The sequence below is a fragment of the Kitasatospora sp. NPDC087314 genome, from assembly GCF_044744365.1.
GTDB lineage: Bacteria > Actinomycetota > Actinomycetes > Streptomycetales > Streptomycetaceae > Kitasatospora.
This window is the reverse complement of sequence record NZ_JBIUYE010000006.1, coordinates 215,845-240,258: the sequence shown is the minus strand read 5'-3', so window position 1 is coordinate 240,258 and position 24,414 is coordinate 215,845. Positions and strand designations below refer to the sequence as shown.

Here is a 24,414-nt window from a genome sequence, read left to right as displayed (position 1 = left end):
GCAAGGCAGGGCGGGGTACCCGTCGCACGGCCCGCCTGTCGTGTTTTCGTTGTTCCTCGGGGCCGCCGGCCGCCGTGCCCCTCACGGGTGGGCGTGGCGCCGGCCCCTCGCGTCAGCCCTTGACGTCGGGCCTCAGCGGACCTCGGCCACCTGGGGGCCGTACTTCGCTTCGATCTGCGCCGCCGCGGTCTGCCACTGCGGCGTGTCGACCACCACTCCGGCGCCGTCGATGGCGACCGTCACCGCCTCGATCTCCACGCCCTTGGCCTGCCAGTCCTCCCTGTCCGCTCGGATCCGGGCGCCGAACGCCGACAGCTCGTCGCGCGAACCGGCCGCGACGGCGAACTGCAGCTTCACCGCCGGCCAGCCGGTCAACGTCGAGGCCGCTGCCGCGTCCAGGCCGCTGCCGGGGACCCGCATCACGTAGAGCGTGTTCGTGCTCGTGTCGCGGCAGGTGCCGAAGTAGTGGTCGCGGTAGCCCGCCATCGCCATGTACTCGATGGCCTGACCCGCCCGTTCCAGATCGGACTGCGCCGTCGTGGCGTACGACAGCGGCGACGGCGAGCCCGAGGACGTGGGCCGGGACGACGGGGCACCGGTCGACGGGGCACCGGAGGACGGCACCCCCGACGAGGGGAAGTCCGACGACGGGACGCCCGACGAGGGGAAGTCCGACGGCGTGAGCCCACCCGTCGACGGGAAGTCCGACAGCACCTGCTTCCCGTGCTGGTGCAGGCCCAGCGTCCGCCAGCCCGTGGGCCCGTTCGCGCACTCCAGGATCACGGCGACCGAGCGCGGCGCCCCCGGCGTCGGGCTCACCAGACTCACGCCCCCACTGGCCGGGCCCGTCCGGGAGTCCCCGGAACCGCCGCCCAGTTGCGTCAGCGCCCCCGCCCCGACGGCCAGCACCGCCACCGCCGCCGCGCCCCGCACGGCCCTCTGCCGCCGAGCCCGCCGCCGACCGGCCGCGTGCAGCTCGGCCAGCGGCGCGCTGCCACCGATCCATACCGCACGTTCTGCGAGCCGGCCCGCCAGCTCTTCCTCGAATGCGGCCTCAGCGCTCACGGCCCCACCAACTCCCTCACCAGTTCCATTTCCTGCCGAAGCGCCTTGATCCCGCGCGCCAGGTGCGTCTTCGCCGTGGGCAGCGAACACCCCAGTTCCTCCGCCACCTGCGCGACCGGCAGATCCAGGTAGTAGCGCAGCACCACCGCCGCCCGCTGCCGCCGCGGCAGCCCGGCCAGCGCCGCCGCCAACTGGTCGTCCCACCCGCTCTCCTGGACCACCGGCCTGTCCGGCAGCGCGGAGGTGAGCTCCTCCCGTCTGGTCCGGCGCCACCGCGAGACGTGGGTGCGGACCATCGTCGTGCGGACGTATCCCTCGGCCGCCCCCGCGTCCCGGATCACCGACCGCTTCGGGTACACCTGCACCAACGCGTCGTGCAGGAGGTCCCGGGCGTCGTGAACGTTCCCGGTGATCAAGTACGCCCCCCGCAGCAGGGTCTGGTACCGCGCCGCGACGAACTCGTCGAACGGGTCGGATCGGCAGCCCCCCGGGCGCATCGGTTCGCGCTTCATACTCCTTGGACGCACCACCCGCCGAAAACGGATGACAAGACTTCGATATCAATTTCCGCTGCCCTGATCTGCTTGGATGCCCGGGTGACCAGCCTGACCACGACGTCTCCGTGCCCCTGCGTGCTCTGTGATCCCGTTGCCACCGCGACCTTCCGCGCACGGCGGCAGCGGACGAAGCACTGGTCTTCGGAGATGGCGCAGGTCCGCGAGCACGGCTGGCACGTGGTGGGCGTGGGTGGTGGAGAGGAAGTCCCCGACTGGGCCTTCACGGTCGGCCTGTGGCACTCGTACCGGATTCCGGAGGTCGCCATGTTCGGCCTGGAGGTGCACGGTCTGATGCACTGGGTCGGCGCCGCTGCCGCCCAGCTGCGGGACGGGGCAGCAACGGAGCCCGGCACACTGCTCCCCGATGTCATCGAGGGTTACGAGATCCAGCTCCGGCCGGTGGATGCCAGTTGGCACCGTCCCCTGTTCGGTACGGCCGTCGGCTTCTACCGGCGGATCCCGGTTCCCGTCGCCCAGTTGGTCTGGCCCGACCGGGAACGGCGCTGGCCCTCGGACGAGCAGGCCAGCCCGGGGTGCCGCTCACAGCCCAGCCTGTGGCTTCCGGTCAACGAACACCCGAAGGGCGTCTGGACCGAGGAGGCCGCCTGACGCGCAGGTGCTCAGGGTCCGTCCAGTGCGAACGGCTCTGTCGCCGGGGGAGGGGCTGAACCGTGTCAAGGGTCTGGACAGCGGCGCGGGGGTCGGCCAGTCTTCACCACCATGACCCTCCCGCTCCCCGAGCAGTTCCCCGGTGTCGCGCGCACCGCGCTCTTCGAGGCGGTCACCGCGGTCGGGGACGAGGCCGTCACCCTGCTCGCCGGCTGCCGCGGTGGCACCCCGATACCCGGCGCCGAGTGGACGGTCGCCGAGGCCGCCGCCCACTTGGCGATGGCCAACGAGCTGATGGCCGCACTGGCCGCCGGCGAGGAACGGCCGTACGGGGACGGCACTCCGGGCTCGCTGGCCGCGGCGAACGCGGCCTCGCTGGCCGAGCGCCCGGAGCGGGACCCGGCCGTGCTCGCCGAGGAGATCGCCCGGCGGACACGGGAGTTCACGACGGCAGCCGCCGCGCGCGCCGGCACCGAGCCGGTGCTGACCCCGCTCGGCCCGATGGACCTGGACACCCTCGGCGCCTACCTGCTGACCCACATGCTGGGCCACCTCTACGACATCGCCCTCGCTCTCGGGCGCCCGCACCCGATCGACCGGCACCGCGTCGAGCTGGCGATGCCCTTCGTGCGGACGGCGATGCCGCGGGTGCTGGACGCGCGCGCCGCGGCCGGCCACAACGCCTGCTACCGGCTGCGGATCCGCGGCCTGGGCGCCTTCGCGGTGACCTTCACGGACGGCGCCGCCGTGGTGAGCCAGGAGCCGCCGCGCCGCCCGGACTGCACGATCCTCACCGAGCCGGTGGCGTTCCTCCTCATCGCGCTGGGCCGCTACACCGCCACCGGCGCCCTCGCCCGGGGCAAGGTGCTCGCCTGGGGCCGCAGGCCGTGGCTGGCCCCGGGCTTCCCCGGGCTGTTCGCGGCCCCCTGACCACGGCCGTCCCGCCACCCCCCGTCCCGCCGCCCCCGTCCCTGTCCCGCCGTCCCCGGCCCCGGCGCGGCAGGCCCGGCGACATCGAATCGGCATGCCTTCCGCACCGCCTGCTCCGGCGGACCGCCCAGGCGTCGGGGCTGTTGCCGGGCACCTGTATGTTGATCACTCGCCGACCCCGTCGGGGCCCCGTCCCAGGGTGTTGACGTGCGGGTCCGGCCTGGGCGGGTGACCGCTTCGCGGAAACCGGGTCGCCGTCGCCGGGGGATCGGGAGAGCCTTCGGTGTCGAGGCTGAACGGCCAGCCGCTCATCATCTCAACGTGCTTGAAGGATTTCGTATGACCGTCCCCGCCCCGCCTGACAGCCCGCAGTCCGCCGAGGGGGCAACCGACACCGACTCGTGGGCACCGCCGAGCCCGGCTCGGGACGAGGCCACGGCCCCCGTCGCGCCGCCTGCCCCCGTCGCGCCGCCTGCCCCCGCCGCACCCCCTGCCCTCGCCGTGGCCCCCGGCGAGGGCCCGGGTGTGCCGTTCTACTGGCCGCCGTACCCGATGCCGGCACCACAGCCCCGCAACGGCCTGGGCATCGCGGCCATGGTGCTCGGGATCGTCGGTGCGGTCCTCAGCCTGGCCGTCATCCTGTTCTGGCTGTCCTGGCTGCCGGCCCTGCTTGCCGTGGTCTTCGGTGCCGTCGGCCTGGGCTACGTGCGCAAGGGCCTGGCGACCAACCGGGCGATGGCGCTCGCGGGCGTGATCCTGGGCGTCACCGGACTGCTGGTCTCGGTCGGCGCCGGAGTGTTCGTCGTGACGAGGGTGCAGGCGGTCAACGAGGAGCGGCGGGCGCGGGACGACGCCGCGCGCGCTCGCGCCGACGCCGCGATCAAGGCCGCCGAGGAGCGGGCGGCGAAGGAGAAGGAGCGGATCGAGGCCGAGCGGAAGAGGATCGAGGCCGAGCGGGAGAAGGCGGCCGCGGACGAGAAGGCCCGGCGCCTGTCGTTCGGCCAGTCCTACACGTACGGGGACGGGTTGAAGGTCACCATGGCCGAGCCGGAGCCGTACGTCCCGCGCGGAACCGTGGTCGAGGCCCCCAGGAACGCCAAGATCATCCAGGTGAAGATCACCGTCGTGAACACCGGATCCGGGGAACTCTCGCTCTACGGATCGGGGCTGCCGTTCGTCAAGGACGCCAAGGGCAACCTCGTCTTCTCGCTGATCGACGGAAGCGGACGGTTGAAGGTCCTCGCCGGCTCGCTGGCTCCGGGCGAGGAGGCCACCGGTCTGTCCGCGTACGCCCTGCCGGCCGGCGCGGCCGACCCGTTCTCCGTCGAGTTCAACTACGGCTCCGGGCAGCTGCGCAAGAACGTCATCTGGTCCGGTTCTCCCAGCTGAGCCGCCCGCCGGTGTTCGCCGAGGCCCGGGTGTGGGCACGCCCGGGCCGGCTGCGCCTGTCTATCGGTGGTCCGGACTCGGCTCGGCGGTGCCGTCCGGGGTCGTGTCGGTTGCGGTGGAGAGGATTTCGCGGGCCTGTTCGGCGGCGCGGATGATGCTCTCGGAGACGAAGTCGAGGAAGCGGGCGACGCCCTCCAGGCGGGTGGCGGCGGGGGTGTGGGGGCCGAGGACGGCGACGCCTTGGCGTGCGGTTTCGACGATCTGGTCGTTGGATCGGGCGCTGCGGAGCATCGACTGGTACCAGAGGTCGTCGTCGACGATGTAGCGCTCGCGGCGGCGTTCGTCGCGTTCCCGGCGGACGAGGTCCATGCTGTCGAGGAACGTGATCGCCTTGGAGACGGACGCCGGGCTGACCTGGAGCCGCCGGGCGAGTTCGGACGCGGTGAGGCTGCCCGCGTCGGTGGTGTAGAGGCAGGCCAGTACCCGGGCCGTCATCTTGGGCAGGCCCGAGACCATGAAGACGGTGGCGAGCGTCTCCTCGTACTCGGCCACGGCCTCGGCGTCGCGCCCGTGCGGCTGGGGGGCCGACTCCGACCCCCGGGCGGAGGTGGGACTGCGCCGGCGGGCGCGGCGCTCGGTGGCGTGCTGGGCCACGTCGGGGCGGTAGGCGGTGGGGCCGCCGTTGCGCAGCACCTCGCGCGTGATCGTCGAGGTCGGACGTTCGAGCCGTCGGGCGATCTCGGCGTAGGGGAGGTCGTCGGCCAGCCCCAGCGCGATCTGCCGGCGTTCCTGCTGGGTGAGCCTGCCTCCGGGCATCGTGATCTCCTTGGCGGTCCTTCATGGGGGCTTCTGGTGCCCCCAGCATAGCGTTCACTCTCATCCATTGCAATGATCGAAAGAGTTCTCGTTGCATTCCATTCAGGGTTATTGCAACAGTTATTAGGCTTTTACCTGCATAAATGCAGATCCTGTGCAACTTACTCGTTGCCTCATAGTGGAAAGCAACGTAGCGTTTCCGTCGTCAGAAACAACGAACGAGCACAGGAGAGCACGATGCAGAAGTTCGACACCCCCGCCCCGGTCTCCGTCCGCCTGGCCGTCCCCGCCGGACGCATCCAGCTCATCGCCGCCGACCGCGCCGACACCACCGTCGAGGTCCTGCCCGCCAACCCCTCCAAGAGCCGCGACGTCCAGACCGCCGAGCAGACCACCGTCGCCTACGCCGACGGCGTCCTGCGGATCCACACCCCCGAGCCCAAGAGCCTGTCCCTCGGTCACGGAGCCGTGGAGGTCACCGTCCAGCTGCCCGCCGGCTCCCGCATCGAGGCCGAGGCCGCCAGCTGCGAGCTCCGCGGTGTCGGCCGCCTCGGCGATGTCGCCTTCGAAGGCGCGTACCGCCAGATCAAGATCGACGAGGCCGCGAGCGTCCACCTCACCGCGGTCGACGGCGACGTCGAGGTCGGCCGGCTGGGCGGCCCCGCGCAGATCAGCACCGCCCGGGGCGACATCCGGATCACCGAGGCCGTGCGCGGCACGGTCCGGCTCCGCACCCAGTCCGGCAACATCACGGTCGGCGCCGCCGCCGGCGTCTCGGCCGCCCTGGACGCCGGCACCGGCCACGGCCGCATCAGCAACGCCCTCAAGAACGACGGCACCGCCGAACTCGACATCCACGCCACCACCTCCCACGGCGACATCACCGCCCGCAGCCTCTGAAAGAGCGGAACCAGGGCCATCCGGCCAAGCACACCGCGACCGGGATCCCACCGGCCACCGCCGCCCACCGCCGGCCCACCACCAACCACCACCGACCACCCGGCCGTCGCTCCCCGGGGCCCTGCGATCCACCCGCAGGGCCCGGGGCCGACCGAGGCGGACTCCGCCGCGACAGGCACCGCCTCGCCGCGCCAGGGATTCGACGACCAGCCGCCGGCTCCCCGAGGCCACGGGCCCACCCCGGGAGCTGCACCCGGACCGAACACGTACGAAGGAGCTCCACGATGGGACGGAACCACAGCGGCTTCTCCGAAGCAGGGCTGCGCAGGATGCGCGACGTGCTGGCGCGGCACGTCGAGTCCGGGAGGATCCCCGGGCTCGTCGCCCTGGTCGGCCGGGGCGACGAAACGCACGTCGAGGCGCTCGGGACGATGCGCCATGACGGTGGCGCGCCGATGCGCCGGGACACGATCTTCCGGATGGCCTCGACGTCCAAGCCGGTCACGATGGCGGCGGCGATGGTCCTGCTGGACGAGTGCAGGCTGCGGCTGGACGACCTGGTGGAGCCGTGGTTGCCGGAACTCGCCGATCGGCGGGTGCTGAAGCGGATCGACGGCCCGCTGGACGACACGGTGCCGGCACGGCGGCCGATCACCGTCCGGGACGTGCTGACCTCCACGTTCGGGCTCGGCATGGATATGACGGTGCTGGGCACCCCGATCATGAACGCGGTCTTCGAGCAGGGGCTCACCCCCAACCTGCCGGAGCCGATGCCCGAGCCGGATGAGTGGATGCGCCGCCTGAGCACGCTTCCGCTGATGCACCAGCCCGGAGAGCGCTGGCAGTACCAGATCAGCAGCGATCTGCTCGGCGTGCTCGTCGCCAGGGTCACGGGCCAGTCGTTCGAGACGTTCCTGCGCGAGCGCGTCCTCGATCCGCTGGGGATGAAGGACACCGGCTTCCACGTGCCCGTCGACGACATCGACCGACTGCCGCCCCTCTACACCCCCGACCCGCGGACGGGAGAGTTCGAAGTGTGGGACGAGGCCGAGGGGGGACGCCACAGCCGGCCGCCGGCGTTCCAGGACGGCGGTGGCGGACTGGTCTCCACCGTCGATGACTACCACGCCTACTTCCGGATGCTGCTCAACCAGGGGATGCACGGCAGCGAGCGGATCCTGTCCAGGTCCGCGGTCGAGCTGATGACCACCAACCGCCTCACGCCCGAGCAGAACGCCGCCCGCACCGCCATGGCCCGCGACAACGTCCACGTGTCCTTCGGGCAGGGGCAGCACGGCGGCTGGGGCTTCGGGATGGCGGTGCGCACCTACCGCGGCGACTACGCGCCCATCGGCCAGTTCGGCTGGGACGGCGGAAGCGGCACCTCGACCTACGCCGACCCGGACAACCGGCTCACCGGAATCCTGCTCACCCAGGTCGGCATGTCCACTCCGGACTCCGCGCGGCTCATCCACGACTTCTGGACCACGCTCTACCAGGCGATCGACTGACACCGGCCCGGCCGACTCGGCACTCCGGACACCGTTCGCCCACTCCGTCGCGGGGTCATGACCGGCTCACGACTCTCTCACCTGCGCATGAGCACCGACCTGCCGAACGTCCAGCGCCACCGCGTCGACGGTCCGTCAACGAACCCGTTGACGGACCGTCGACGCCGTGTACACCGCGGCCCGGTGGCATGACCGCAGGCCGGTTCCAGGGGGAGCCGCCCGAGAGGAGAGCCCCGAGATGATCACCCGTCGTACGGCCGCCGCCGTCGTCCTGTCCGCCGCGACCGTCGTGTCCGGGATGGCCTTCGGCGCCGGGACCGCCAGCGCGGCCGAGCCGCTGCCGTCCAACGGCGCCGACTACCGTATCTCCAGCTACGCGGGCGGCGCCCTCCAGTGGGACAGCCGCAACAACGGCTCCAACGTGGTGGTCCGCGACTGGAACGAGTCCTCCGTCCAGCAGGTCTGGACGGTCAGGGACGAGGGCAACGGCACCTGGTCGGTCAAGGTGCCCGGCACCAACAACGCCGTCGACCGCGACCAGGTCAAGAACACCGTCGGTTCCTGGAACTACGTCGGCGCGAACAACCAGAAGTGGTGGCTGGAGAACACCTCGGCGGGCAACGGCCGGGCCTGGCTGCTGCACAGCGTCTCGGACAACAACCTCTGCCTCACCCGCGGCGCGGACCTGAACGCCAAGGTGGCCGCCTGCAACGCCGGGGACCCGGCGCAGTCCTGGAACCTCGACCGCAACGGCGCCACCACCCCGCCGACCACCGGCCGCCCGACCATCGACCTCGACTACTCGCAGGCCCCGGACCTCGGTCCGTGGCTGGAGCAGCAGAAGAAGACCGTCGCGGACTACTACCCGACGATCTCCGACCTGATCACCAAGGGGGCCTTCGCCGCCCCCACCTACTTCAAGATCATCCTCGACCCGACGCTGACCACCAACCCCGCGTACACCACGGTGTCCCCCAACGGCGTCAAGGAGGTCCACGTCAACATCGGCTACACCCGGGGCAACAAGGGCGACACCGGCTTCCTGGTGCACGAGGCCGTGCACGTCGCAGTCTGGGACAACCCGACCTCCCGCCCGTGGTGGATGGGCGAGGGCCTGGCGGACTGGGTGCGCGACTACAACTTCCAGCCGGGCACCGGCGCCCAGCACTTCGGCCCGGACTCCAACTACGACAGCGGCTACCAGGCCACCGCCCGGTTCATCGACTACGTCTCGAAGACCTACAACAAGCCCGACCTGGCGCACCTGCTGAACACCACGAACTACACCGACCAGATCTGGGGCCGGCTCACCGGCAAGAGCGCCCAGCAGCTCTGGAACGAGATGCCCAAGTAGGACCGACCGGCACACCCCGCCCGACGGCCCGGCACCCACGAGGTGCCGGGCCGCACGGCGTTGACGGCCGTCGATCCTCCGCGGACCCCCGCCCACCGCGCCGCCACCCGACGTCCGCGCCGTCCCCGGCGACGACGACCGGCGGGTGACCAGGGCTTACTCCCCGACACCCCGTTGATCGATCGTCAACACGGGCCTGGTGTCCTGCCCCAGTCCGCACTCGCATCCGCAGGCGGTCCACCGACAGCAGGAGATCCCCGTGTCCCACCCGTCCACCCGGACCCTCCGCCCCCGTCCGAGCACCGGCACCCGCCGCCGCACCCGGCTGGCAGGCCTGGCGCTCGCCGTCTCCGCGATGTCCGCGGGCAGCGTCACGCTGCTCGCGGCGCCGGCGAACGCCGCGCCCGCGGGCGTGGTCGAGCAGATGGTCACGATCCAGGACCACCAGAACCACAACTCGCTGGCCAGCGCCGACGGCGAGGGTTCCCGGATCGTCGCCCGCGGCTACCAGGACGCCTCCACCTCGTTCTGGATATCCAACAAGCCCGGCGGCCGGGTGGACTTCGCCCGCAACGTCAACGGCACCGAGCGCGTGCTGGAGATGGACACCAGGGACGGCCGGTCCACCCAGTTCACCCACTGGTGGGCGGGCGCCAACCAGCAGTGGACCCTGGAGCCCGCCGCCGACGGTGGCACCTACCTCCACAACGCCCTCGACAACCGTTGCCTGACCTACCACGGCCTCGACCGGGAGGCCACCGTCGAGAACTGCGACGGCAGCATGTCCCAGCGGTTCGACCTGGTCGGGTCGGGCACCGGCACGGGCCCGGTCACCTCCGTCGAGCAGCGCTTCCTCGACCGGCTCAACGCCGTGCGCGCCCAGAACGGCAAGCCGGCGGTGCGCCTCAACCAGACGCTCGCCCAGGCCGCCAAGTGCAACGCCGACCAGATGGACCAGCGTCGCGTCTCCGGCCACTTCTGCGACTCGGCGACCATCGCACGGGGCCTCGGCTACGCCTGGAGGGGATTCGGCGAGATCGCCTTCTACGGCCCCACCGACATCGACGCCGCCGTCGACGGCTGGATCAAGTCGCCGCTCCACCTGGGGATCATGCTCGACAACTACACCGAGGTCGGTCTGGCCCGCACGGGCGCGGCCTCCTGGAACGCGGACTTCGGCACCCGCTGACACCCACCGGGGCCGCTCCACCGCGACCGCTCCCGCCGGGGTCTGCACCCCACCCGGCGTCGGGAGGCCCGCGCCGTCCCGGCCCGTCCAGGCCGGGACGGCGCGGGCCGGGAGGAGGCGAGTGCCACCCGAACCACCCGGCAGCCGCCCAGGGGCCGAGCCGTCGCCTCTGCCCGTGGCGAATCTGCGGCGGGCAGAGAAAACGCGTCCGGGGGTCTTCCGGGGCCAAGAGTGGATGTCGACGGCATCCCCGCCTCGACAAAGGAGACCGGATGACTCCCCTCACCACGTTCGCTCCCCGCGCGGAGGAGGGCGGCACACCGCCCAGCCGCTTCGACGATCATCTCGCGGCACAGTTGCTCGCCCAGCGGATCGTCCTGCTCGGCACGCAGGTCGACGACGTGTCGGCCAACCGGGTGTGCGCGCAACTGCTGCTGCTGTCGGCGGAGGACCCGCGCACCGACATCAGCCTGTACGTCAACAGCCCCGGCGGGTCGGTCACCGCGGGTCTCGCCATCTACGACACCATGCGGCTGATCCCGAACGACGTCTCGACGCTGGCGATGGGGTTCGCCGCCAGCATGGGCCAGTTCCTGGTCACCGTGGGGGCGCCCGGCAAGCGGCTCGCGCTGCCGAACGCGCGGATCATGATGCACCAGCCCTCGGCGGGCATCGGCGGCACCGCCGCGGACATCGAGATCCAGGCGGAGAAGCTCCAGTTCACCAAGAAGGCCATCGAGCGGATCACCGCCGAGCACACCGGGCAGAGCGAGGAGACGATCGCACGGGACGGCGACCGGGACCGCTGGTTCACGGCCGAGCAGGCCAGGGAGTACGGGATCGTGGACCGGGTGGTGGAGTCGGTCTCCGACATCCGCCCGGCCGCGTCGCGCCGACGGATGGGGTTGTGACATGGGGTCGTACCCGGTTCCCTACGTCATCGAGCGGACCGCGCAGGGCGAGCGGTCCTACGACGTCTTCAGCCGGCTGCTGAACGAGCGGATCGTCTTCCTCGGCACCGAGATCGACGACGGGGTCGCCAACGTGGTCATCGCGCAACTCCTGCACCTGGAGTCGGAGAACCCGGAACGCGAGATCTCGATCTATCTCAACTCGCCCGGCGGATCGTTCACTTCGCTGATGGCGATCTACGACACGATGACGTTCGTGCAGGCGCCGATCTCCACGTTCTGCGTCGGCCAGGCGGCGTCGACGGCGGCGGTGCTGCTGGCGGGCGGGGATCCCGGGCGACGGTTCGTGCTCCAGCACGCCCGGGTGCTGCTCGGCCAGCCGGCCAGCGGCGGCAGGCAGGGGACGGTCTCCGACCTCAGCCTCGCGGCCAAGGAAGTGGTCCGCATCCGCTCGCAGGTGGAGGAGGTCCTGTGCCGGCACACGCATCACGACGTGGCGACGCTGCGCGCGGACATGGACCGGGACAAGGTACTCACCGCCGAGGAGGCCGTCGCCTACGGGCTCGCCGACGAGGTGCTGAGCCGGCGGCGCGCGTTCGCCTGACCCCGGCCGGTACGGCGGCGGTGCGCACCGCCGCCGCACCGGCCGCCGGCTCGGCCGCCGGTCTGCTCAGGCGGCGAGGCAGAGCCCGCCGTGCCGCGCCGAGGGCCGGTTCCCGCCCACCCGGCTCCGGGCGTGCCGGGCCAACTCGTCCTGGGCGAGCGAGAGCAGGTCGGCGAGGCCGAGCCCGAGCGCCCGGGCGGCGGCCGCGAGCACCTCGGAGGAGGCCTCCTTGAGCCCGCGCTCCAGCTCCGACAGGTACGGCATCGAGATCCGGGCCGCCTCCGCGACGTCCTTCAGCGTGCGCTCCTGGGCGAGCCGTTCGCGTCGCAGCGCATCGCCGACGAGGTCGCGCCACAGGGGCTCCCTCGGCGCGGGCACCGGCGACGCTCCCGCCGGTCGCTGCGGGGCGCGGGTCGCCCCACCGGAACCGGGCGACGAGGCGTGCGGGCGCAGGGAGATGACGCGGGCTTCGTTCGGCGCATGAGTGCTCACCCCTTCAGCCTAGGGATCCGGGGCGCCGGGGGAAGGGAGCGGCGTTCTGCCCTGGGTGAAGCCGTGCGGCGCACTCCGCAGCGCGGCCACCACGGCGAGCGCAAGCCGCACCCGAGCGACTCATCCCACGAACGGGCGGGTGCCGGTCGAGCCCGCGCCGGACTTCGTCCCCTCACCCCTCACACGGGCACGTGCCCCCCTACGCTGGTGCCGGGCGCCCGGCCCGGGCGCCCACAGACCCCGGGGGGACCGCGTGATACGCGTTCAGCGACGCACCTACACCCTGATCGCGTGGCCATGGCGCGTCATGTCCTGGGCCCAGGCGCCCGAGGGGCTCGAGTTCACCCTGTACGACGTCCTGGACGACGTCGTCCAGCCGGTGGTGCGCGGCGTCGAGGTGCCCGGTTCCCCGCAGGACGCCGCCCGCTGGAAGGCGGCCCACGACGCCTACCAGGACCTGCTGCGCCACGCCGAGGACGTCGTGCGCCACGCCCACGGCGTGCGCTGCAAGCCCGGCCTCATGGTGGACCACCGCACGGTGCGCCTGCGCCGCTACGGCCTGATGCCCGGTCGCAAGGCCCGCTCCCGGCGGCTGTTCGCCGAGTGCGAGACCCGGATGCGGGCGGCCGAGGAGGCCTACCGGCCGATCCTCGACGAGATCGGGTCCCGCCTCGCGCGGACCCCTGCGGACCCGGCCTGACGCCGTCGCCGCCGGGGCGGTCGGTCGCGGTCGGCGTCGCCGTCGCGGGGCGGGCCGCAAGGGGCGGGCCGGGTTCACCGTTGGAGGACGCGCCGCAGCCAGTGGGTGCGGGCGTCGTGGGCGTCGTGGGTGATGGCCGCGTGCGGGGCGATGGTGTCGAAACCGTGGCAGGCGCCGGGCCACACGTGCAGTTCGGCCTCGCCGCCCGCCTGCCAGATCGCGTTGGCGTAGGCGACGGCCTCGTCCCGGAGCGTCTCGGCGGACCCCACGTCGACGTACGCCGCAGGCAGCCGGGACAGGTCGGTGGCGCGGGCCGGGGCGGCGTACGGCGAAAGGTCGTCGGCGCCGTACCGGTCGCCGAGCAGGGCCTGCCAGGCGGTGGCGTTGGAGGTGCGGTGCCAGGTGTCGTGGCCGGCCATCTGGTGGCCGGAGAAGGTGTCGCCGCGGTCGTCGAGCATCGGGCTCAGCAGCAGCTGGCCGACCGGCGCCGCGGTGCCGCGGTCGCGGGCCAGCAGGGCCAGGGCCGCGGCGAGCCCGCCGCCGGCGCTCTTGCCGCCGATGACCACGCGCCGCGCGTCCACGCCCAGCTCGTCCGCGTGCTCGGCCGCCCAGACGAGTCCGGCGTGGCAGTCCTCGACGGCCCCGGGGAAGCGGGTGCGCGGCGCCAGCCGGTACTCGACGGACACGACCGCCAACCTCAGGGGCAGCGCCCACGCGCGCAGCAGCCGGGGCAGGACGGACCACGCGTTGCCCGTCACCATCCCGCCGCCGTGCAGGTAGTACAGCAACGGCAGCGCCTCGCGAACCCCGGCGGGCCGCGCGCTGACGAGCGTGACATCGCCCTCGCCGTCGGCCCGCGCCACACGCACCTCCTCCACCTCGAACCGGCCGCCGTCGCGCAACCGGTCGAGCGTCGGACGGGGCCGGGCGGCGGCGTCCCGCTCCTGCCACGCCGTCAGGCCCTGCGGCGTGAGCACCTCCCGCGCCCGCTCACCAGCGGCCACCACCGCGGCCCGCACCTGCGGATCCAGGGGAGGCACGCGCCGCGCCGCCGATCCACCCACCATCAGAACCCCCGCGCCGAGGGGCGCCCGGCAGCGCCCCGACCGGTACAGCCTGCCAGCCCCACCCGGTCCGGCTCGCGGAGCCCCCCGAAATCGCCACGGCCCGGCCCTCCCGCGGGTCCGGCCGGACCCGCGGGAGGGCCGGGCCCCGGGGCGCGGTGGTCAGCTGAGGGTGCGGGTCGCGGCGGCGTCGTAGGGGCGCAGGTCGGCGAAGCGGCCGGAGAGGACCTTGGCGGCCCACTGCGGGTCCTGGAGGAGGGCGCGGCCGACGGCGACCAGGTCGAACTCGTCGCGCTCCAGCCGGTCGAGCAGGTCGTCGATGCCCTGGACCGGGGCGCCCTCGCCCATGAAGGCGCGGACGAAGTCGCCGTCGAGGCCGACCGAGCCGACGGTGATGGCGGGTCGGCCGGTGAGCTTCCTGGTCCAGCCGGCCAGGTTGAGGTCCGAGCCGTCGAACTCGGGGACCCAGTAGCGGCGGGTCGAGGCGTGGAAGGCGTCGACGCCGGCCTCGGCGAGCGGGGCGAGGATCGCCTCCAGGTCCTGAGGGGTCTCGGCGAGGCGGGCGTCGTAGTTCTCCAACTTCCACTGCGAGTAGCGGAAGATCACCGGGAACCCGGGAGAGACGGCCTCGCGCACCGCGGCGACGAGTTCGGTCGTGAACTTCGTCCGGGCGACCGGGTCGCCGCCGTAGGCGTCGGTGCGGCGGTTGGTGCCCGCCCACAGGAACTGGTCGAGCAGGTAGCCGTGGGCACCGTGCAGCTCGACGCCGTCGAAGCCGATCCGCTCGGCGGCCGCGGCGGCCTCGGCGAACGCGCCGATGACGGCGTCCAGGTCGGTTCGGGTCATCGCCCGCCCCGTTCCCTCGGTGCCGTCCAGCCGGATGCCCGACGGGCCGACGGCAGGGGCGTCGGCGAACGGCGGGTCGCCCTGCTTGCGCGCCATGCCGATGTGCCAGAGCTGCGGAACGATGGTGCCGCCCGCCGCGTGGACGTCCTCGGCGACGCGAGCCCACCCGGCCAGCTGGTCCTCGCCGTGGAAGCGCGGGATGTCGTCGCTCTGGCCGGCGGACTCGTGGCCGACGTACGTCCCCTCGGTGACTATCAGGCCGACGCCTGCGGCGGCGCGGCGGGCGTAGTACGAGCGCACGTCCTCGCCGGGCACGCCGCCCGGGGAGAACCTGCGTGTCATCGGCGCCATCACGATGCGGTTGGGCACGGTCAGCCCGTTGATCGTGACGGGCCGGGACAGGATCTCGGCCGCGCGGGAGGCGGCGGGGTCGGCGGACGCGGCGGGCTCGGTGACGGTCATGGGGATTCCTCGCGGGTACCGGTGGTGTGCGCCGGAACGGATGTGGTCGCCCGTGCCAACCACCTTGACGGCCTCCGCATTTCGCCCGGCCGCGCCGACCCGGCTGTGATCCGCGCCACTGCCCCGGCCCGCCCTCCCGGTCGGCCGTGCCCGCGTGCCCGCCCGAGTCGGCCATGGCCGGAGGCCGCCCCCACCCGCCCTCGTCACAGCCTTGTCAGCCGGACCGTGTCGTCACTCGAAGCGGGTGGGGTCGCCGGCCCCGCGTCGGACGATCTCCGCCGCGCCGCCGGAGAAGTCGACGACCGTCGTCGGGTCCGTGCCGCAGTCGCCGGAATCCACCACGGCGTCCAGCACGTGGTCGAGGCGTTCCTTGATCTCCCACCCCTGGGTCATCGGCTCGTCCTCGCCGGGCAGCAGCAGGGTGCTGGAGACGAGGGGCTCGCCGAGTTCGGCGAGCAGGGCCTGTGTGACGACGTGGTCGGGGATCCTGACGCCCACCGTCCTCTTCTTCGGGTGCATCAGACGGCGCGGGACCTCCTTGGTGGCGGGGAGGATGAAGGTGTAGCTGCCCGGAGTAGCCGCCTTGACGGCGCGGAAGACGGCGTTGTCGATGTGGACGAACTGCCCCAGCTGGGCGAAGTCCGCGCACATCAGGGTGAAGTGGTGGCGGTCGTCGAGACGCCGGATCGACCGGATCCGTTCGAGGCCCTCGTGGTTGCCCATGCGGCAGCCCAGGGCGAAACAGGAGTCGGTCGGGTACGCGATGAGGGCGCCGGAGCGGAGGCTGTCGGCCACGGTGCCGATGGTGCGGGCCTGGGGGGTCTGCGGGTGCACATCGAAGTACTTCGCCATTGGCCGACCCTACGGGATCCACCCGGCCGACCCGGGCCCGGCGCGCTCCAGGCGTGGACCCGCGAACACCGCGGGCCACCCCGTGCGGAGACGACTCGCTCGTTGACCTGGCCTTCAACAAGCCGAACCTCCGGTTCGACGGCCCGGCCGGTAGGTGTCGGCGAAGTCGGCGGCGGTGAAGGTGATGGTCCGGCCACCTTCACCGCGTGCAGCCCAAAGGGCTGCCGCTGCAGCCCTCGGGGAGCACCGGGCTCGCGGCTTCCACCGCACCGCGCGGGGCCGGACCCGCGTGGGTCAGCGGACCGGCGACGCCGAGCACCAGAACCGCCACCACACCGACCGCTGCTCGAACTACCTGCCTGGGCACGATGGTCCTCCTGGACTGCGAACGGAACACGGACTCTCAGTAGGCCGGCTGTCAGTAGACAACCGATCAACAACCGTTCCACAGAAGGCCGTTGGAAGCGGCACTCGTGAGGCAGTGCCCGCCGGGGCGATGGCCGCCCGCCGGTGTTCGTGCTGACCGCAGGACAGGCCGCGGGTGGCCGCAGTCCGTCCCCGTGCCGGGGAAGACACGGGTCCGCCGCCCCCGCCAGCCGCCCTCGCGCCGCCCTGTCGCACCCGGCGCCGGCCGAGAAGGTCGTTGATCGCCTGTCTACCCGCACTGCCTAGCGTCCTTCCCCGTACCCGGCCCGACCCGGGCCGTCGTCGAAGGGAGAACTCTCGTGCTGCGCAAGACCCGCGCCTTGCTGACCGGTTCAGTCGCCGTTCTGGCCCTCAGCCTCACCTCGACCGCCTTCACCGCCAACGCCGCCGGGGACCAGAGCGGCATCGACGCCTGCGCCCACGAAGCCCAGCTGGCGGGCTTCGCGAAGGACAAGTCCGGCGAGGGCCGCAACGACGACGCGATCTACGCCGTGGCGATCGCCATGGCCGAGTCCGGCTGCAACCGCCTGGCCGTCCACACCAACCTCCCCACCGACCCCGACCCGGGTACCAAGGACCTCGGTGCCTGGCAGATCAACGAGCGCTGGTACCCCGAGGTCCACTACCACGACGCCGAGGTCGTCACCGCCGAGAACTGGCAGGACATGGGCTGGTCGGCGCGCAAGGCCTTCAGGATCGACAACGACGGCACCGGCCGCGGCTGGGCCTCCTGGGCGGCCTGGCACCTGGGCACCTACCAGCAGTACCTCGGCCAGGCGCGCGACGCCGTCTACCGCGTCTGGCAGTGACGCCCCGCCGCGGGTGACCACATCGAGCACCCGCACCCGCCCGGCCGCCCCTGGTGCCCCGCCCGGCACCAGGGGCGGTGCGCGTCAACGGACCCGGCGCCCGCACCCCGCGCGATCCCGCGTCACTGGTGCTGCGGGCGCCATTCGAAGAGCAGGATGGTCGCGTCGTCCCGCAGTTGGTTGCGCTGGTGGTCGAGGATGGCGTGGATGAGCAGCCGCAGCACCTCGGCCGGGCGTTGGCCGGCGGCGGAGGAGCGGATGATGAAGTCGGTGAACCGGTCGAGGCCGAACTCCGCACCGTCCGCGTCGCGCGCTTCCACGACGCCGTCGGTGTAGAGCAGGACGCAGTCGCCCGGTTCCAGTGTCGTCTCGTGGACCTGCCGGGCTGCCGGGGTGAGGTGGCCGGCCAGGCCGATCGGCGGCTGCGGGGGGCTGTTCAGCGCCCCGTCGAGCACCCGCTTGGCACGGATCAGCAGCGGTGGAGGGTGGCCGCAGTTGACCCAGTGCAGCACCCCGGTGTTCGCGTCGAGCCGGCACAGCACGCCGGTGCAGAAATGGTCGGGCAGCCACCGGGCGAGCGCCTGGTCGACGGAGCCGACGACGTCGGCCAGCTCGCCACCGCCGCGGCGGGCGTTGCGCGCCGCCGCCATGGCGACCGACGTGGTCAGGCCGGAGGACAGATCGTGGCCCATGGAGTCGAGGATCATGGTGTGCAGCACGTTCTTGACCACCGAGTGGTCGAAGGCGTCGCCGGCGGCGTCGTACGCCGGTTCCAGGACCGCGGTCGAGACGCACCGGCGGCTGCCGATGGTGTGGGGTGGCAGGAAGGCCCGGAGCATCTCGGTGGGTAACCGCATGGTCGCGGTGCGGGTGCGGGCCGCGAGCCAGTCACTGTAGGTGCGCTTGGAGGTGATCAGCATGGCGAAGAGGTGGGCCAGCATCCGGCTGCGGCGCATCCGCACCCCGTCGAGCGAGGCGGTCCGCACCGCCAGCACGCCCAGCCGCTCCGCACCGTCGACCAGAGGCATCCAGACGATCACGCCGTCGCCGGCGTCGTTCACTCGCGGGGAGACCGTGCGGTACGCCAAGCCGGCCGACGAGCGGTCCACCGACAGCGGCTCCAAGGCCTCGTTGAGGGGGATGAGGAGCCGTTGTTGCAGGTCGACGAGGTAGATCAGCGCGGTGTCCAGGTCGAGGGCCGAGGCGCACCGGTTCGCCAGATCGGACAGTTCGACCGGCAGGGCCGTCTGTGCCTCGATGATCAGCGCTTCCAGCCGATTCTCGTCGACGGAGGCGTCGGGACCGGTGGACGCGTGCGGTGGCTCCGACACGGGATCACCCCTTCCGTGCCCAGTTTCACACCGATCCCGGCCGCTCTCACGTCAGGCACGATCGCGCCGCGTGCGGCCCCGGCCGGGGCCTGGCTGGCCGGAGCCGGGCCCCGGCCCGCCTTGCGGACCATGGCACGGCCAACCCGGCGACCAAAGCCCACCGAAGTCACGGGTATTGCATCCAGTCTTGAGGGCACAATCGGGCGGAGCTCGGTCACAAGGGGTCCGGTGACGCAGGTCGCAGGGGGTTCTGCTCCGACGCGGGCGGTGCCGTCGGAACACTTCTTGTCCGCGAGGGCGATGGCGAGCCCTTGATCACGCGGTCCCGGTGGCGCTCGTGCCCCTCGACTCGGTAGGTGCCGTCGGGCAGCAGCCCTTGTTGGTCCGGCACCTGTCGTGGCCCTCGGCGCTCGCGCCGAGGGCGGATCCGGCCCGGAGATCGGGCACGCCTCGGGTACGGAGCCACTCGGGTGGAATGGCCAGCCGGGACGCCTCGGGAACCGCGGTGGGGGAACAGTCGTCGGGCGTACGTTAGTGCCCGAAGGAGCTGTGATGACGCTTTCCGTCACCTTCAAGAGCAGGGACCAGATCCCTGGGACGACCGCGTATCAGGTGTGGTCCTACCAGGTGTCGGGCACCGGCGCGGAACTGCCGAAGGACCAGTTGGTCGCGCTCGGACTGCCGATCGACATCGATGTGCGAGACCCGGGCGAGTTTCCGACCATCACCCTACTGGCGGGCACGTTCGTGCAGGACGACCCGGGCGGCACCCGTCAGTACGTGGGACGGACCGTGACGAATCCGGGGTCCGCGGTCGTCTCGTTCGTCGCACCCGCCACGGATTCGACCTGCGAGGCGCTCCTGGTGAAGGCACCTTCGGGCCAGCCGTGGGTCACCGTTCCGTTCACCACGGTCGGCGGCACCTCGCCCAGCCTGGTTCAGACGCTGCCGGCCCCGCGTCGGGGCTCGGCCGTGTTCACCGGCCGTCCGCTGTCCGACTTCCGGGGCACGCTGCCGTACGCCAGCGAAGTGGTCGGCGTCTACCAGCCGCTGATCGGGTGGCTGGGGGCGCTCAGCACGATGCGGGCGATCGAGCGCTCGGGAGGACACCCACCGCTCGGCCCGGAGGACTTCTCCGGCGACGGCGCATCGAAGCTCGACGACTACCCGCTCGCCGAACTGGCCGGACGCTTCGACGCCGTCCCTGGCACGGTGTCGCCGGTCGGGGTCGTGAACCTGTTCCGCCAGTACTTCTTCGAGTTCGACACCTTCCTCGGCACCCCCTCCGGGCACCTGTGGCTCAGCCCCGGGGGCACGGTCGAACTCGTCGAGACCAGCACGCGCCGCACCCTGGTGGAGAAGACGGCCGAACAGTCGCAGGAGACCAGTCGGCAGGTCGAGGAGAGCCTGAGCAGCCAGGACGACGTCGCCGACGCGGTGAAGGAGTCGAACGCCAACGACACCAAGCTCGGCGTCAGCGCGACCGGCGGGGTGAACGCGCCGATCTACCATGCCGAGGCCAGCGCCAATTTCAGCACGGACAACACCGTCAGCAAGTCGTCCGAGGAGACCCACAAGCGCTCCCGGTCGCAGAGCGCGAAGGTCAGCAGCCAGATCAAGCGGAACTTCAAGACCACGTTCAAGACGGTCACCGAGACCACGGACACCTCGAGCCGCCGCTACGTCGTCCAAAACACCACGTTGAACCTGGTCAACTACGAACTGCGACGCAAGATGCGCAAGGTGGGGGTACAGATCCAGCACATCGGCTCGCGGCTGTGCTGGCAGGTCTACCTGGACGATCCTGGGGCCCCCTTGGGACTCGGCGAGCTCGTCCACGTCGTGTCCGCGCCCGACGTGACGGACGTCAAGAAGCCGGAGCCGCCCGCCGTGCCGCAGACCAAGGTCGTCGAGTTCACGGGGCCGTTCCCGATCCTGAAATACCCGGGCACCAGGGACGCGCCCGACGCGGACAACGCGGACTTCGTGTTCCTGGAGGGGCCGCCGCACGACCCGCCCTTCAAACCGGACGAGCCCCAGGGCCTGATGAGCTACGACCGGGCCCACCACATCATCGCCGAGGCGGACTTCACCGCCGGCGCGGCGGCTCCCGGCTACACCCTGGTGGGCGCGGCGGTGAAGTCCGCGCAGTCCGGTGGGAAGCCCTGCAAGTTCGCGGCGCAGGAGGTCAGGATCGAGAACCCCGCCACGGGCCAGTTCCGGGTGATCGCGAAGTACCTCAACGTCGGTGACATGAACGCGATCGACTTGACGTTCACCCTGACCTGGGACCCGCCCAAACCCGACCAGGATCCCGCGCAGGCCCAGTACCTCGCGGATCTGGCCGCGTACGAGGAGCAGGTCGGCCGCGTCCAGCGCGAGGCGTACGCCAACGCGGTGCGGGAGCGACTGAAGCTCGTCAGCAACCTCCGACCCCGGTCGTCGGACGACCTGCGCAGCGAGGAGCGCCACACGGTCTACCGGCAGCTGCTCGCCAAGATCACTCCGCTGTTCGACGATCCGCACTTCAACGCCGAGATGCTCGGCCAGACCTTCGATGTGGACGAGATGCTCTACTTCGTCGCGCCCGACTACTGGAAGCCGCAGGCGGCCTCTGGCATGCTCGACGACAACTCGCTCAGCCGGTACCCGGTGCCGACGCCCCCTTGGGCGCCGCACCCGCCGGCGGCCGGCGACTGTTGGGTCGACCAGATCGTCGGGGAGACGGTGAGCGGCTGGTACACCCGCACGGGGAAGACTCCGGATCCGGAACCACAGCCCCAGCCCACCGCCGCAACGCAATCGGCGACGCCCGGGCCGTGCGAGCTGCACCCCGAATGGCGGCTGAACTACCTGATCACCGAGGAGACGCTCCCCGCCCCCATGGGAAGCTCGCTGGGCTGGCGCATCCAGATCGACGGCGACGAGCGACGCAACGAGTTCCTCAACTCGGCCTGGGTCAAGGCCGTGTTCCCCGTGCGGCCCGGACACGAGCTGCAGGCCATCAAGTGGCTGGACGCCACCGTCGAGGGCCATGCCGCCCTCGGACTTCCGTACCCCTACGACCCGCAGCAGGACCCGCTGGAGTACAAGGACAAGACCGTCGGCCAGGTGCTGACCCTGGTCGCCAAGACGCTGGCGGCCACCAACTCCGATGTGGCCCGGACCATCGCCTCGGAGAAGGTCTTCGAGACCGGTTTCGATCCGCTCGCCGGCGGCTTCCAGACCGGCAAGCCGTACCAGATCTTCGACCAGTGGGTGGAGGTCCTGCCGACGGACCAGATCGTCGCGGTGCCCGTCAGCTACGACCCGAAGTCCGGCCAGCAGTTGTGAAAACGGCTCCGACCGCACCGTCGGACGGCGGGTGCTGAGCGATGGCAGGCACCCGCTACGTGCACGCGACGAAGGGGACGACCAGCGGGGCCTTCGACACACCTGCCAGGCCGGCGCGCTCGGTCGGCGCCGCGTTGAAGGCCGCCGCCGCGGGAGACACCGTCGTCATCCTGGACGCCGCCACGTACTTCGAGGACGAGCTCGTCATCGACAAGCCCCTGACGCTGACCAGCGCGTACCTGCAGGCGCATCCGCAGGCCGATCCGAGCGATCCGAAGTTCGACGTCCGGCCGTTCCCGACCCTGGCGCCCAAACCGGACGCGCAGCACCGCGTGCTGCGCGTGTCCGGAGCCCCCGGCAGCCCCCTCGGCCCTGTCGTGGTAAGCGGTCTGCGCGTGGCCCAGGGCCGCTCCATCCACGTCCCGGGAAGTGCCGACCCGGCCCTCGGCTCGGGCGGGGGCATCGCCGTGATCGACACGGACGACGTTCGAATCGAACGGTGCGTCATCTCGGGCTGCCGGACGCAGAGCGCACCGTTGCCCGCGTGGCCGGAAGCCGACCGGGCCGCACTGCGCCAGGACATTGTGGACCTGGTCGACACGCTCGTACCGCCGATCGCCGAGGTGCTGCTCAACGCCGCGATCGGTGCGGCGAACATCCTGATCCGCAACCTCCGCAACCTCCCGGGCGGGCTCATGCCGATCCCGCTGTTCGACCGGAACGCCGTCAAGACGATCCTCGGCAGGGAGTTCGACGCACACATCCCTCCGGGTAAGCCGGTCAACTGGCTGGCCGGCCAGGCCTTCGGCGGGGGCGTCGCCGCCGTCTGGTCGAGTGCGGTCATCCGCAACTGCCGGATCCAGGGCAACAGCGCGCAGGGCCGGGGATCGGGCCTCGCGGTCGTCGGGTACGGGTGGCCCACGATCGAGAACTGCTGGATCGACAAGAACCGCAGCGGTGACCGGGGACGCCTCGACGGCGGAGGCATCGGCGCGGAGATCTCCCTGCCGGGCAAGTTGACCCGCGACCTGAACGAGGTCGATCTGGTCAGGTTCCTTCGGAGCAAGGCGTCCGCGGCGCGCTCGGCCCTGGCGTCCGTCTCGATGCCCGGCCCGATCGAACTGATGCAGTTCGCCCAGTGGCTCCTCGATCCCACACAACCTCCCGTGATCACCGACAACGTCCGTCGGCTGACGCTGTTCCTGAGCAACGGCTACCGCAAGCCGGAGCAGCTCTTCCGGGAGCTCTTCTACGTGTTCGCCGCGACTGCGCTGGCGCTGGGTCGGTGGGACGCGTGGAACGAGGCCGAGATCAAGGCCGCACGCAGCCGGTCGATCACCGTGAAGAACTCCGTGATCACGAACAACGGGTGTGGTGACGACGGAGGGGGCGTCTACTGCTCCGTGCTGTCACGCATCGCGATCGCCGACTGCCGGATCGAGGGCAACAGCTCGCCCGGCGCGGGCGGCGGTGTTCGCCTGACCATGGGTTCGTCCGGCTCCATCACCGGCTGCACGATTACCCACAACGTGTGCGGCACACGGCCCGGCGTGCAGATGTCCACTCCTCGGCCCGCCTCGTCCATCACGGTGGCCGGCCTCACGATCACCTTGCCCGCAGAGCCCTCGCGCCCCGTCTCGACGGCGGGCGGCGGCGGCATCTCGGTGCGCAACGCGGACGTGACACTGACGACCACCACCATCGGAAGCTCGCCCGGCGGGCCGACAGGGAACATCACCAGTGATCACCCCGGCGGAGGGTTGTTGGTGTACGCGGACACCGAGGGCGACATGGCCGGTTTCCCCGACTTGTGGACCACCATCCAGCACGAGGTGTTCGAGGTGCGCGACATCCGGGTCACGGTGGACGCGGCCTGCCGGATCACCGGGAACGGCAGCGGATTCCGACCCGGTCCGACACCGGTGGCCAAACCTCTCTTCGCCAAGGGCGGGGGCGTCTTCCTCCTCCGCGGCATGTTCCCGGACGCACCCACCCCGGCGGTATCCATCGCCGACGTCGCCGCGACCGTACGGGGCAACATCGCGCAGGTCCATCCGTACGAATCGCGGTTCGTTCCGCACCTCGCCATCCGCGCTGCCCACGACGTCTGCATCCAGGATCTCAAGGCCGTCAAAGAGTGGACCGAGACGAACGACGCGCCCCTGGTCAAGGCCGGGGCGCTGCGCTGGCCCTGACGCGGCAACCGGTGATGGTGCCGGCGGCCCCGGGCCCGCGGGCTCGCACGAATAAGGGCGTCCGCCAGT

21 protein-coding genes are annotated in these 24,414 nt (G+C 71.8%); 13 read left to right on the top strand and 8 right to left on the bottom strand.

Going from position 1 to position 24,414, the window contains the following annotated elements; genetic code table 11:
• Positions 1-132: 132 nt before the first annotated feature.
• Positions 133-1,065 carry a hypothetical protein gene (locus ACIO5E_RS15275; RefSeq protein WP_400667487.1) on the bottom strand — a complete coding sequence of 311 codons (933 nt, stop codon included), beginning with the start codon at positions 1,063-1,065 and terminating at the stop codon, positions 133-135.
• Positions 1,062-1,577: a SigE family RNA polymerase sigma factor gene (locus ACIO5E_RS15270; RefSeq protein ID WP_400667485.1), complete on the bottom strand. Its 516-nt coding sequence runs from the start codon at positions 1,575-1,577 to the stop codon at positions 1,062-1,064. Before ACIO5E_RS15270 ends, ACIO5E_RS15275 begins: the two co-directional genes overlap by 4 nt.
• Before the next feature lie 192 nt (positions 1,578-1,769).
• Here ACIO5E_RS15270 and ACIO5E_RS15265 point away from each other — a divergent pair, with 192 nt between their 5' ends.
• From ACIO5E_RS15265 to ACIO5E_RS15255, 3 genes are all read left to right on the top strand, one after another.
• A complete protein-coding gene (locus ACIO5E_RS15265; RefSeq protein ID WP_400667483.1) occupies positions 1,770-2,231 on the top strand; it encodes a DUF4262 domain-containing protein in 462 nt (153 codons plus the stop codon).
• Positions 2,232-2,342: 111 nt separating this feature from the next.
• Positions 2,343-3,161 carry a maleylpyruvate isomerase family mycothiol-dependent enzyme gene (locus ACIO5E_RS15260; protein WP_400667481.1) on the top strand — a complete coding sequence of 273 codons (819 nt, stop codon included), beginning with the start codon at positions 2,343-2,345 and terminating at the stop codon, positions 3,159-3,161.
• A gap of 339 nt (positions 3,162-3,500) precedes the next feature.
• The gene (locus ACIO5E_RS15255) at positions 3,501-4,550 is read left to right on the top strand and encodes a hypothetical protein (protein ID WP_400667479.1); all 1,050 of its coding nucleotides are present in this window, start codon (positions 3,501-3,503) and stop codon (positions 4,548-4,550) included.
• Between the two features lie 60 nt (positions 4,551-4,610).
• Here the strand turns inward: ACIO5E_RS15255 and ACIO5E_RS15250 are convergent, their stop codons facing one another.
• Positions 4,611-5,366, bottom strand: a complete 756-nt coding sequence (locus tag ACIO5E_RS15250) for a helix-turn-helix domain-containing protein (RefSeq protein WP_400667477.1) — start codon at positions 5,364-5,366, stop codon at positions 4,611-4,613.
• A gap of 237 nt (positions 5,367-5,603) precedes the next feature.
• On the opposite strand from ACIO5E_RS15250, the gene ACIO5E_RS15245 reads away from it, so the two are divergent.
• From ACIO5E_RS15245 to ACIO5E_RS15220, 6 genes are all read left to right on the top strand, one after another.
• On the top strand, positions 5,604-6,266 hold the full coding sequence (locus ACIO5E_RS15245) for a DUF4097 family beta strand repeat-containing protein (protein ID WP_400667475.1): 663 nt from the start codon (positions 5,604-5,606) through the stop codon (positions 6,264-6,266).
• Between the two features lie 284 nt (positions 6,267-6,550).
• Positions 6,551-7,777, top strand: coding sequence for a serine hydrolase domain-containing protein (locus tag ACIO5E_RS15240; protein ID WP_400667473.1), 1,227 nt, complete (start codon positions 6,551-6,553; stop codon positions 7,775-7,777).
• Between the two features lie 238 nt (positions 7,778-8,015).
• The gene (locus ACIO5E_RS15235; protein ID WP_400667471.1) at positions 8,016-9,131 is read left to right on the top strand and encodes a basic secretory protein-like protein; all 1,116 of its coding nucleotides are present in this window, start codon (positions 8,016-8,018) and stop codon (positions 9,129-9,131) included.
• Positions 9,132-9,390: 259 nt separating this feature from the next.
• The gene (locus tag ACIO5E_RS15230; protein WP_400667469.1) at positions 9,391-10,320 is read left to right on the top strand and encodes a CAP domain-containing protein; all 930 of its coding nucleotides are present in this window, start codon (positions 9,391-9,393) and stop codon (positions 10,318-10,320) included.
• 272 nt (positions 10,321-10,592) lie between these two features.
• Complete coding sequence (locus ACIO5E_RS15225) at positions 10,593-11,231, top strand: ATP-dependent Clp protease proteolytic subunit (protein WP_400667467.1); 639 nt, start codon at positions 10,593-10,595, stop codon at positions 11,229-11,231.
• Between the two features lies 1 nt (position 11,232).
• Positions 11,233-11,835 carry a ClpP family protease gene (locus ACIO5E_RS15220; protein ID WP_400667465.1) on the top strand — a complete coding sequence of 201 codons (603 nt, stop codon included), beginning with the start codon at positions 11,233-11,235 and terminating at the stop codon, positions 11,833-11,835.
• A gap of 66 nt (positions 11,836-11,901) precedes the next feature.
• Here the strand turns inward: ACIO5E_RS15220 and ACIO5E_RS15215 are convergent, their stop codons facing one another.
• On the bottom strand, positions 11,902-12,327 hold the full coding sequence (locus tag ACIO5E_RS15215) for a helix-turn-helix domain-containing protein (protein WP_400667463.1): 426 nt from the start codon (positions 12,325-12,327) through the stop codon (positions 11,902-11,904).
• Between the two features lie 307 nt (positions 12,328-12,634).
• Between ACIO5E_RS15215 and ACIO5E_RS15210 the strand changes: the two genes are divergently transcribed.
• A complete protein-coding gene (locus ACIO5E_RS15210; RefSeq protein ID WP_400667461.1) occupies positions 12,635-13,027 on the top strand; it encodes a hypothetical protein in 393 nt (130 codons plus the stop codon).
• Between the two features lie 74 nt (positions 13,028-13,101).
• Here ACIO5E_RS15210 and ACIO5E_RS15205 read toward each other — a convergent pair whose 3' ends face one another.
• The 3 genes from ACIO5E_RS15205 to ACIO5E_RS15195 form a co-directional block, all read right to left on the bottom strand.
• Complete coding sequence (locus ACIO5E_RS15205; RefSeq protein ID WP_400667460.1) at positions 13,102-14,067, bottom strand: alpha/beta hydrolase; 966 nt, start codon at positions 14,065-14,067, stop codon at positions 13,102-13,104.
• 186 nt (positions 14,068-14,253) lie between these two features.
• Positions 14,254-15,399 (bottom strand): NADH:flavin oxidoreductase, encoded by a 1,146-nt coding sequence (locus ACIO5E_RS15200; RefSeq protein WP_400667458.1) that lies wholly within the window; start codon positions 15,397-15,399, stop codon positions 14,254-14,256.
• 231 nt (positions 15,400-15,630) lie between these two features.
• Complete coding sequence (locus ACIO5E_RS15195; RefSeq protein WP_400667456.1) at positions 15,631-16,251, bottom strand: L-threonylcarbamoyladenylate synthase; 621 nt, start codon at positions 16,249-16,251, stop codon at positions 15,631-15,633.
• Positions 16,252-16,976: 725 nt separating this feature from the next.
• Here ACIO5E_RS15195 and ACIO5E_RS15190 point away from each other — a divergent pair.
• A complete protein-coding gene (locus tag ACIO5E_RS15190) occupies positions 16,977-17,486 on the top strand; it encodes a hypothetical protein (protein ID WP_400667455.1) in 510 nt (169 codons plus the stop codon).
• A gap of 122 nt (positions 17,487-17,608) precedes the next feature.
• Here ACIO5E_RS15190 and ACIO5E_RS15185 read toward each other — a convergent pair whose 3' ends face one another.
• Positions 17,609-18,817 (bottom strand): PP2C family protein-serine/threonine phosphatase, encoded by a 1,209-nt coding sequence (locus tag ACIO5E_RS15185; RefSeq protein ID WP_400667453.1) that lies wholly within the window; start codon positions 18,815-18,817, stop codon positions 17,609-17,611.
• A 552-nt stretch (positions 18,818-19,369) separates the two neighbouring features.
• Between ACIO5E_RS15185 and ACIO5E_RS15180 the strand changes: the two genes are divergently transcribed.
• Together ACIO5E_RS15180 and ACIO5E_RS15175 are read left to right on the top strand one after the other, a co-directional pair.
• Positions 19,370-22,150, top strand: coding sequence for a hypothetical protein (locus ACIO5E_RS15180; RefSeq protein WP_400667451.1), 2,781 nt, complete (start codon positions 19,370-19,372; stop codon positions 22,148-22,150).
• A gap of 41 nt (positions 22,151-22,191) precedes the next feature.
• Positions 22,192-24,345, top strand: a complete 2,154-nt coding sequence (locus ACIO5E_RS15175; protein WP_400667449.1) for a right-handed parallel beta-helix repeat-containing protein — start codon at positions 22,192-22,194, stop codon at positions 24,343-24,345.
• Positions 24,346-24,414 lie beyond the last annotated feature (69 nt).

Excerpts from the sequence above, each read along its gene's own strand:
- ACIO5E_RS15270 (WP_400667485.1), bottom strand. The coding sequence starts at position 1,577 with ATGAAGCGCGAACCGATGCGCCCGGGGGGCTGCCGATCCGACCCGTTC.
- ACIO5E_RS15265 (WP_400667483.1), top strand. The coding sequence starts at position 1,770 with ATGGCGCAGGTCCGCGAGCACGGCTGGCACGTGGTGGGCGTGGGTGGT.
- ACIO5E_RS15260 (WP_400667481.1), top strand. The coding sequence starts at position 2,343 with ATGACCCTCCCGCTCCCCGAGCAGTTCCCCGGTGTCGCGCGCACCGCG.
- ACIO5E_RS15255 (WP_400667479.1), top strand. The coding sequence starts at position 3,501 with ATGACCGTCCCCGCCCCGCCTGACAGCCCGCAGTCCGCCGAGGGGGCA.
- ACIO5E_RS15250 (WP_400667477.1), bottom strand. The coding sequence starts at position 5,366 with ATGCCCGGAGGCAGGCTCACCCAGCAGGAACGCCGGCAGATCGCGCTG.
- ACIO5E_RS15245 (WP_400667475.1), top strand. The coding sequence starts at position 5,604 with ATGCAGAAGTTCGACACCCCCGCCCCGGTCTCCGTCCGCCTGGCCGTC.
- ACIO5E_RS15240 (WP_400667473.1), top strand. The coding sequence starts at position 6,551 with ATGGGACGGAACCACAGCGGCTTCTCCGAAGCAGGGCTGCGCAGGATG.
- ACIO5E_RS15235 (WP_400667471.1), top strand. The coding sequence starts at position 8,016 with ATGATCACCCGTCGTACGGCCGCCGCCGTCGTCCTGTCCGCCGCGACC.
- ACIO5E_RS15225 (WP_400667467.1), top strand. The coding sequence starts at position 10,593 with ATGACTCCCCTCACCACGTTCGCTCCCCGCGCGGAGGAGGGCGGCACA.
- ACIO5E_RS15220 (WP_400667465.1), top strand. The coding sequence starts at position 11,233 with ATGGGGTCGTACCCGGTTCCCTACGTCATCGAGCGGACCGCGCAGGGC.
- ACIO5E_RS15210 (WP_400667461.1), top strand. The coding sequence starts at position 12,635 with ATGTCCTGGGCCCAGGCGCCCGAGGGGCTCGAGTTCACCCTGTACGAC.
- ACIO5E_RS15200 (WP_400667458.1), bottom strand. The coding sequence starts at position 15,399 with ATGACCGTCACCGAGCCCGCCGCGTCCGCCGACCCCGCCGCCTCCCGC.
- ACIO5E_RS15195 (WP_400667456.1), bottom strand. The coding sequence starts at position 16,251 with ATGGCGAAGTACTTCGATGTGCACCCGCAGACCCCCCAGGCCCGCACC.
- ACIO5E_RS15180 (WP_400667451.1), top strand. The coding sequence starts at position 19,370 with ATGACGCTTTCCGTCACCTTCAAGAGCAGGGACCAGATCCCTGGGACG.
- ACIO5E_RS15175 (WP_400667449.1), top strand. The coding sequence starts at position 22,192 with ATGGCAGGCACCCGCTACGTGCACGCGACGAAGGGGACGACCAGCGGG.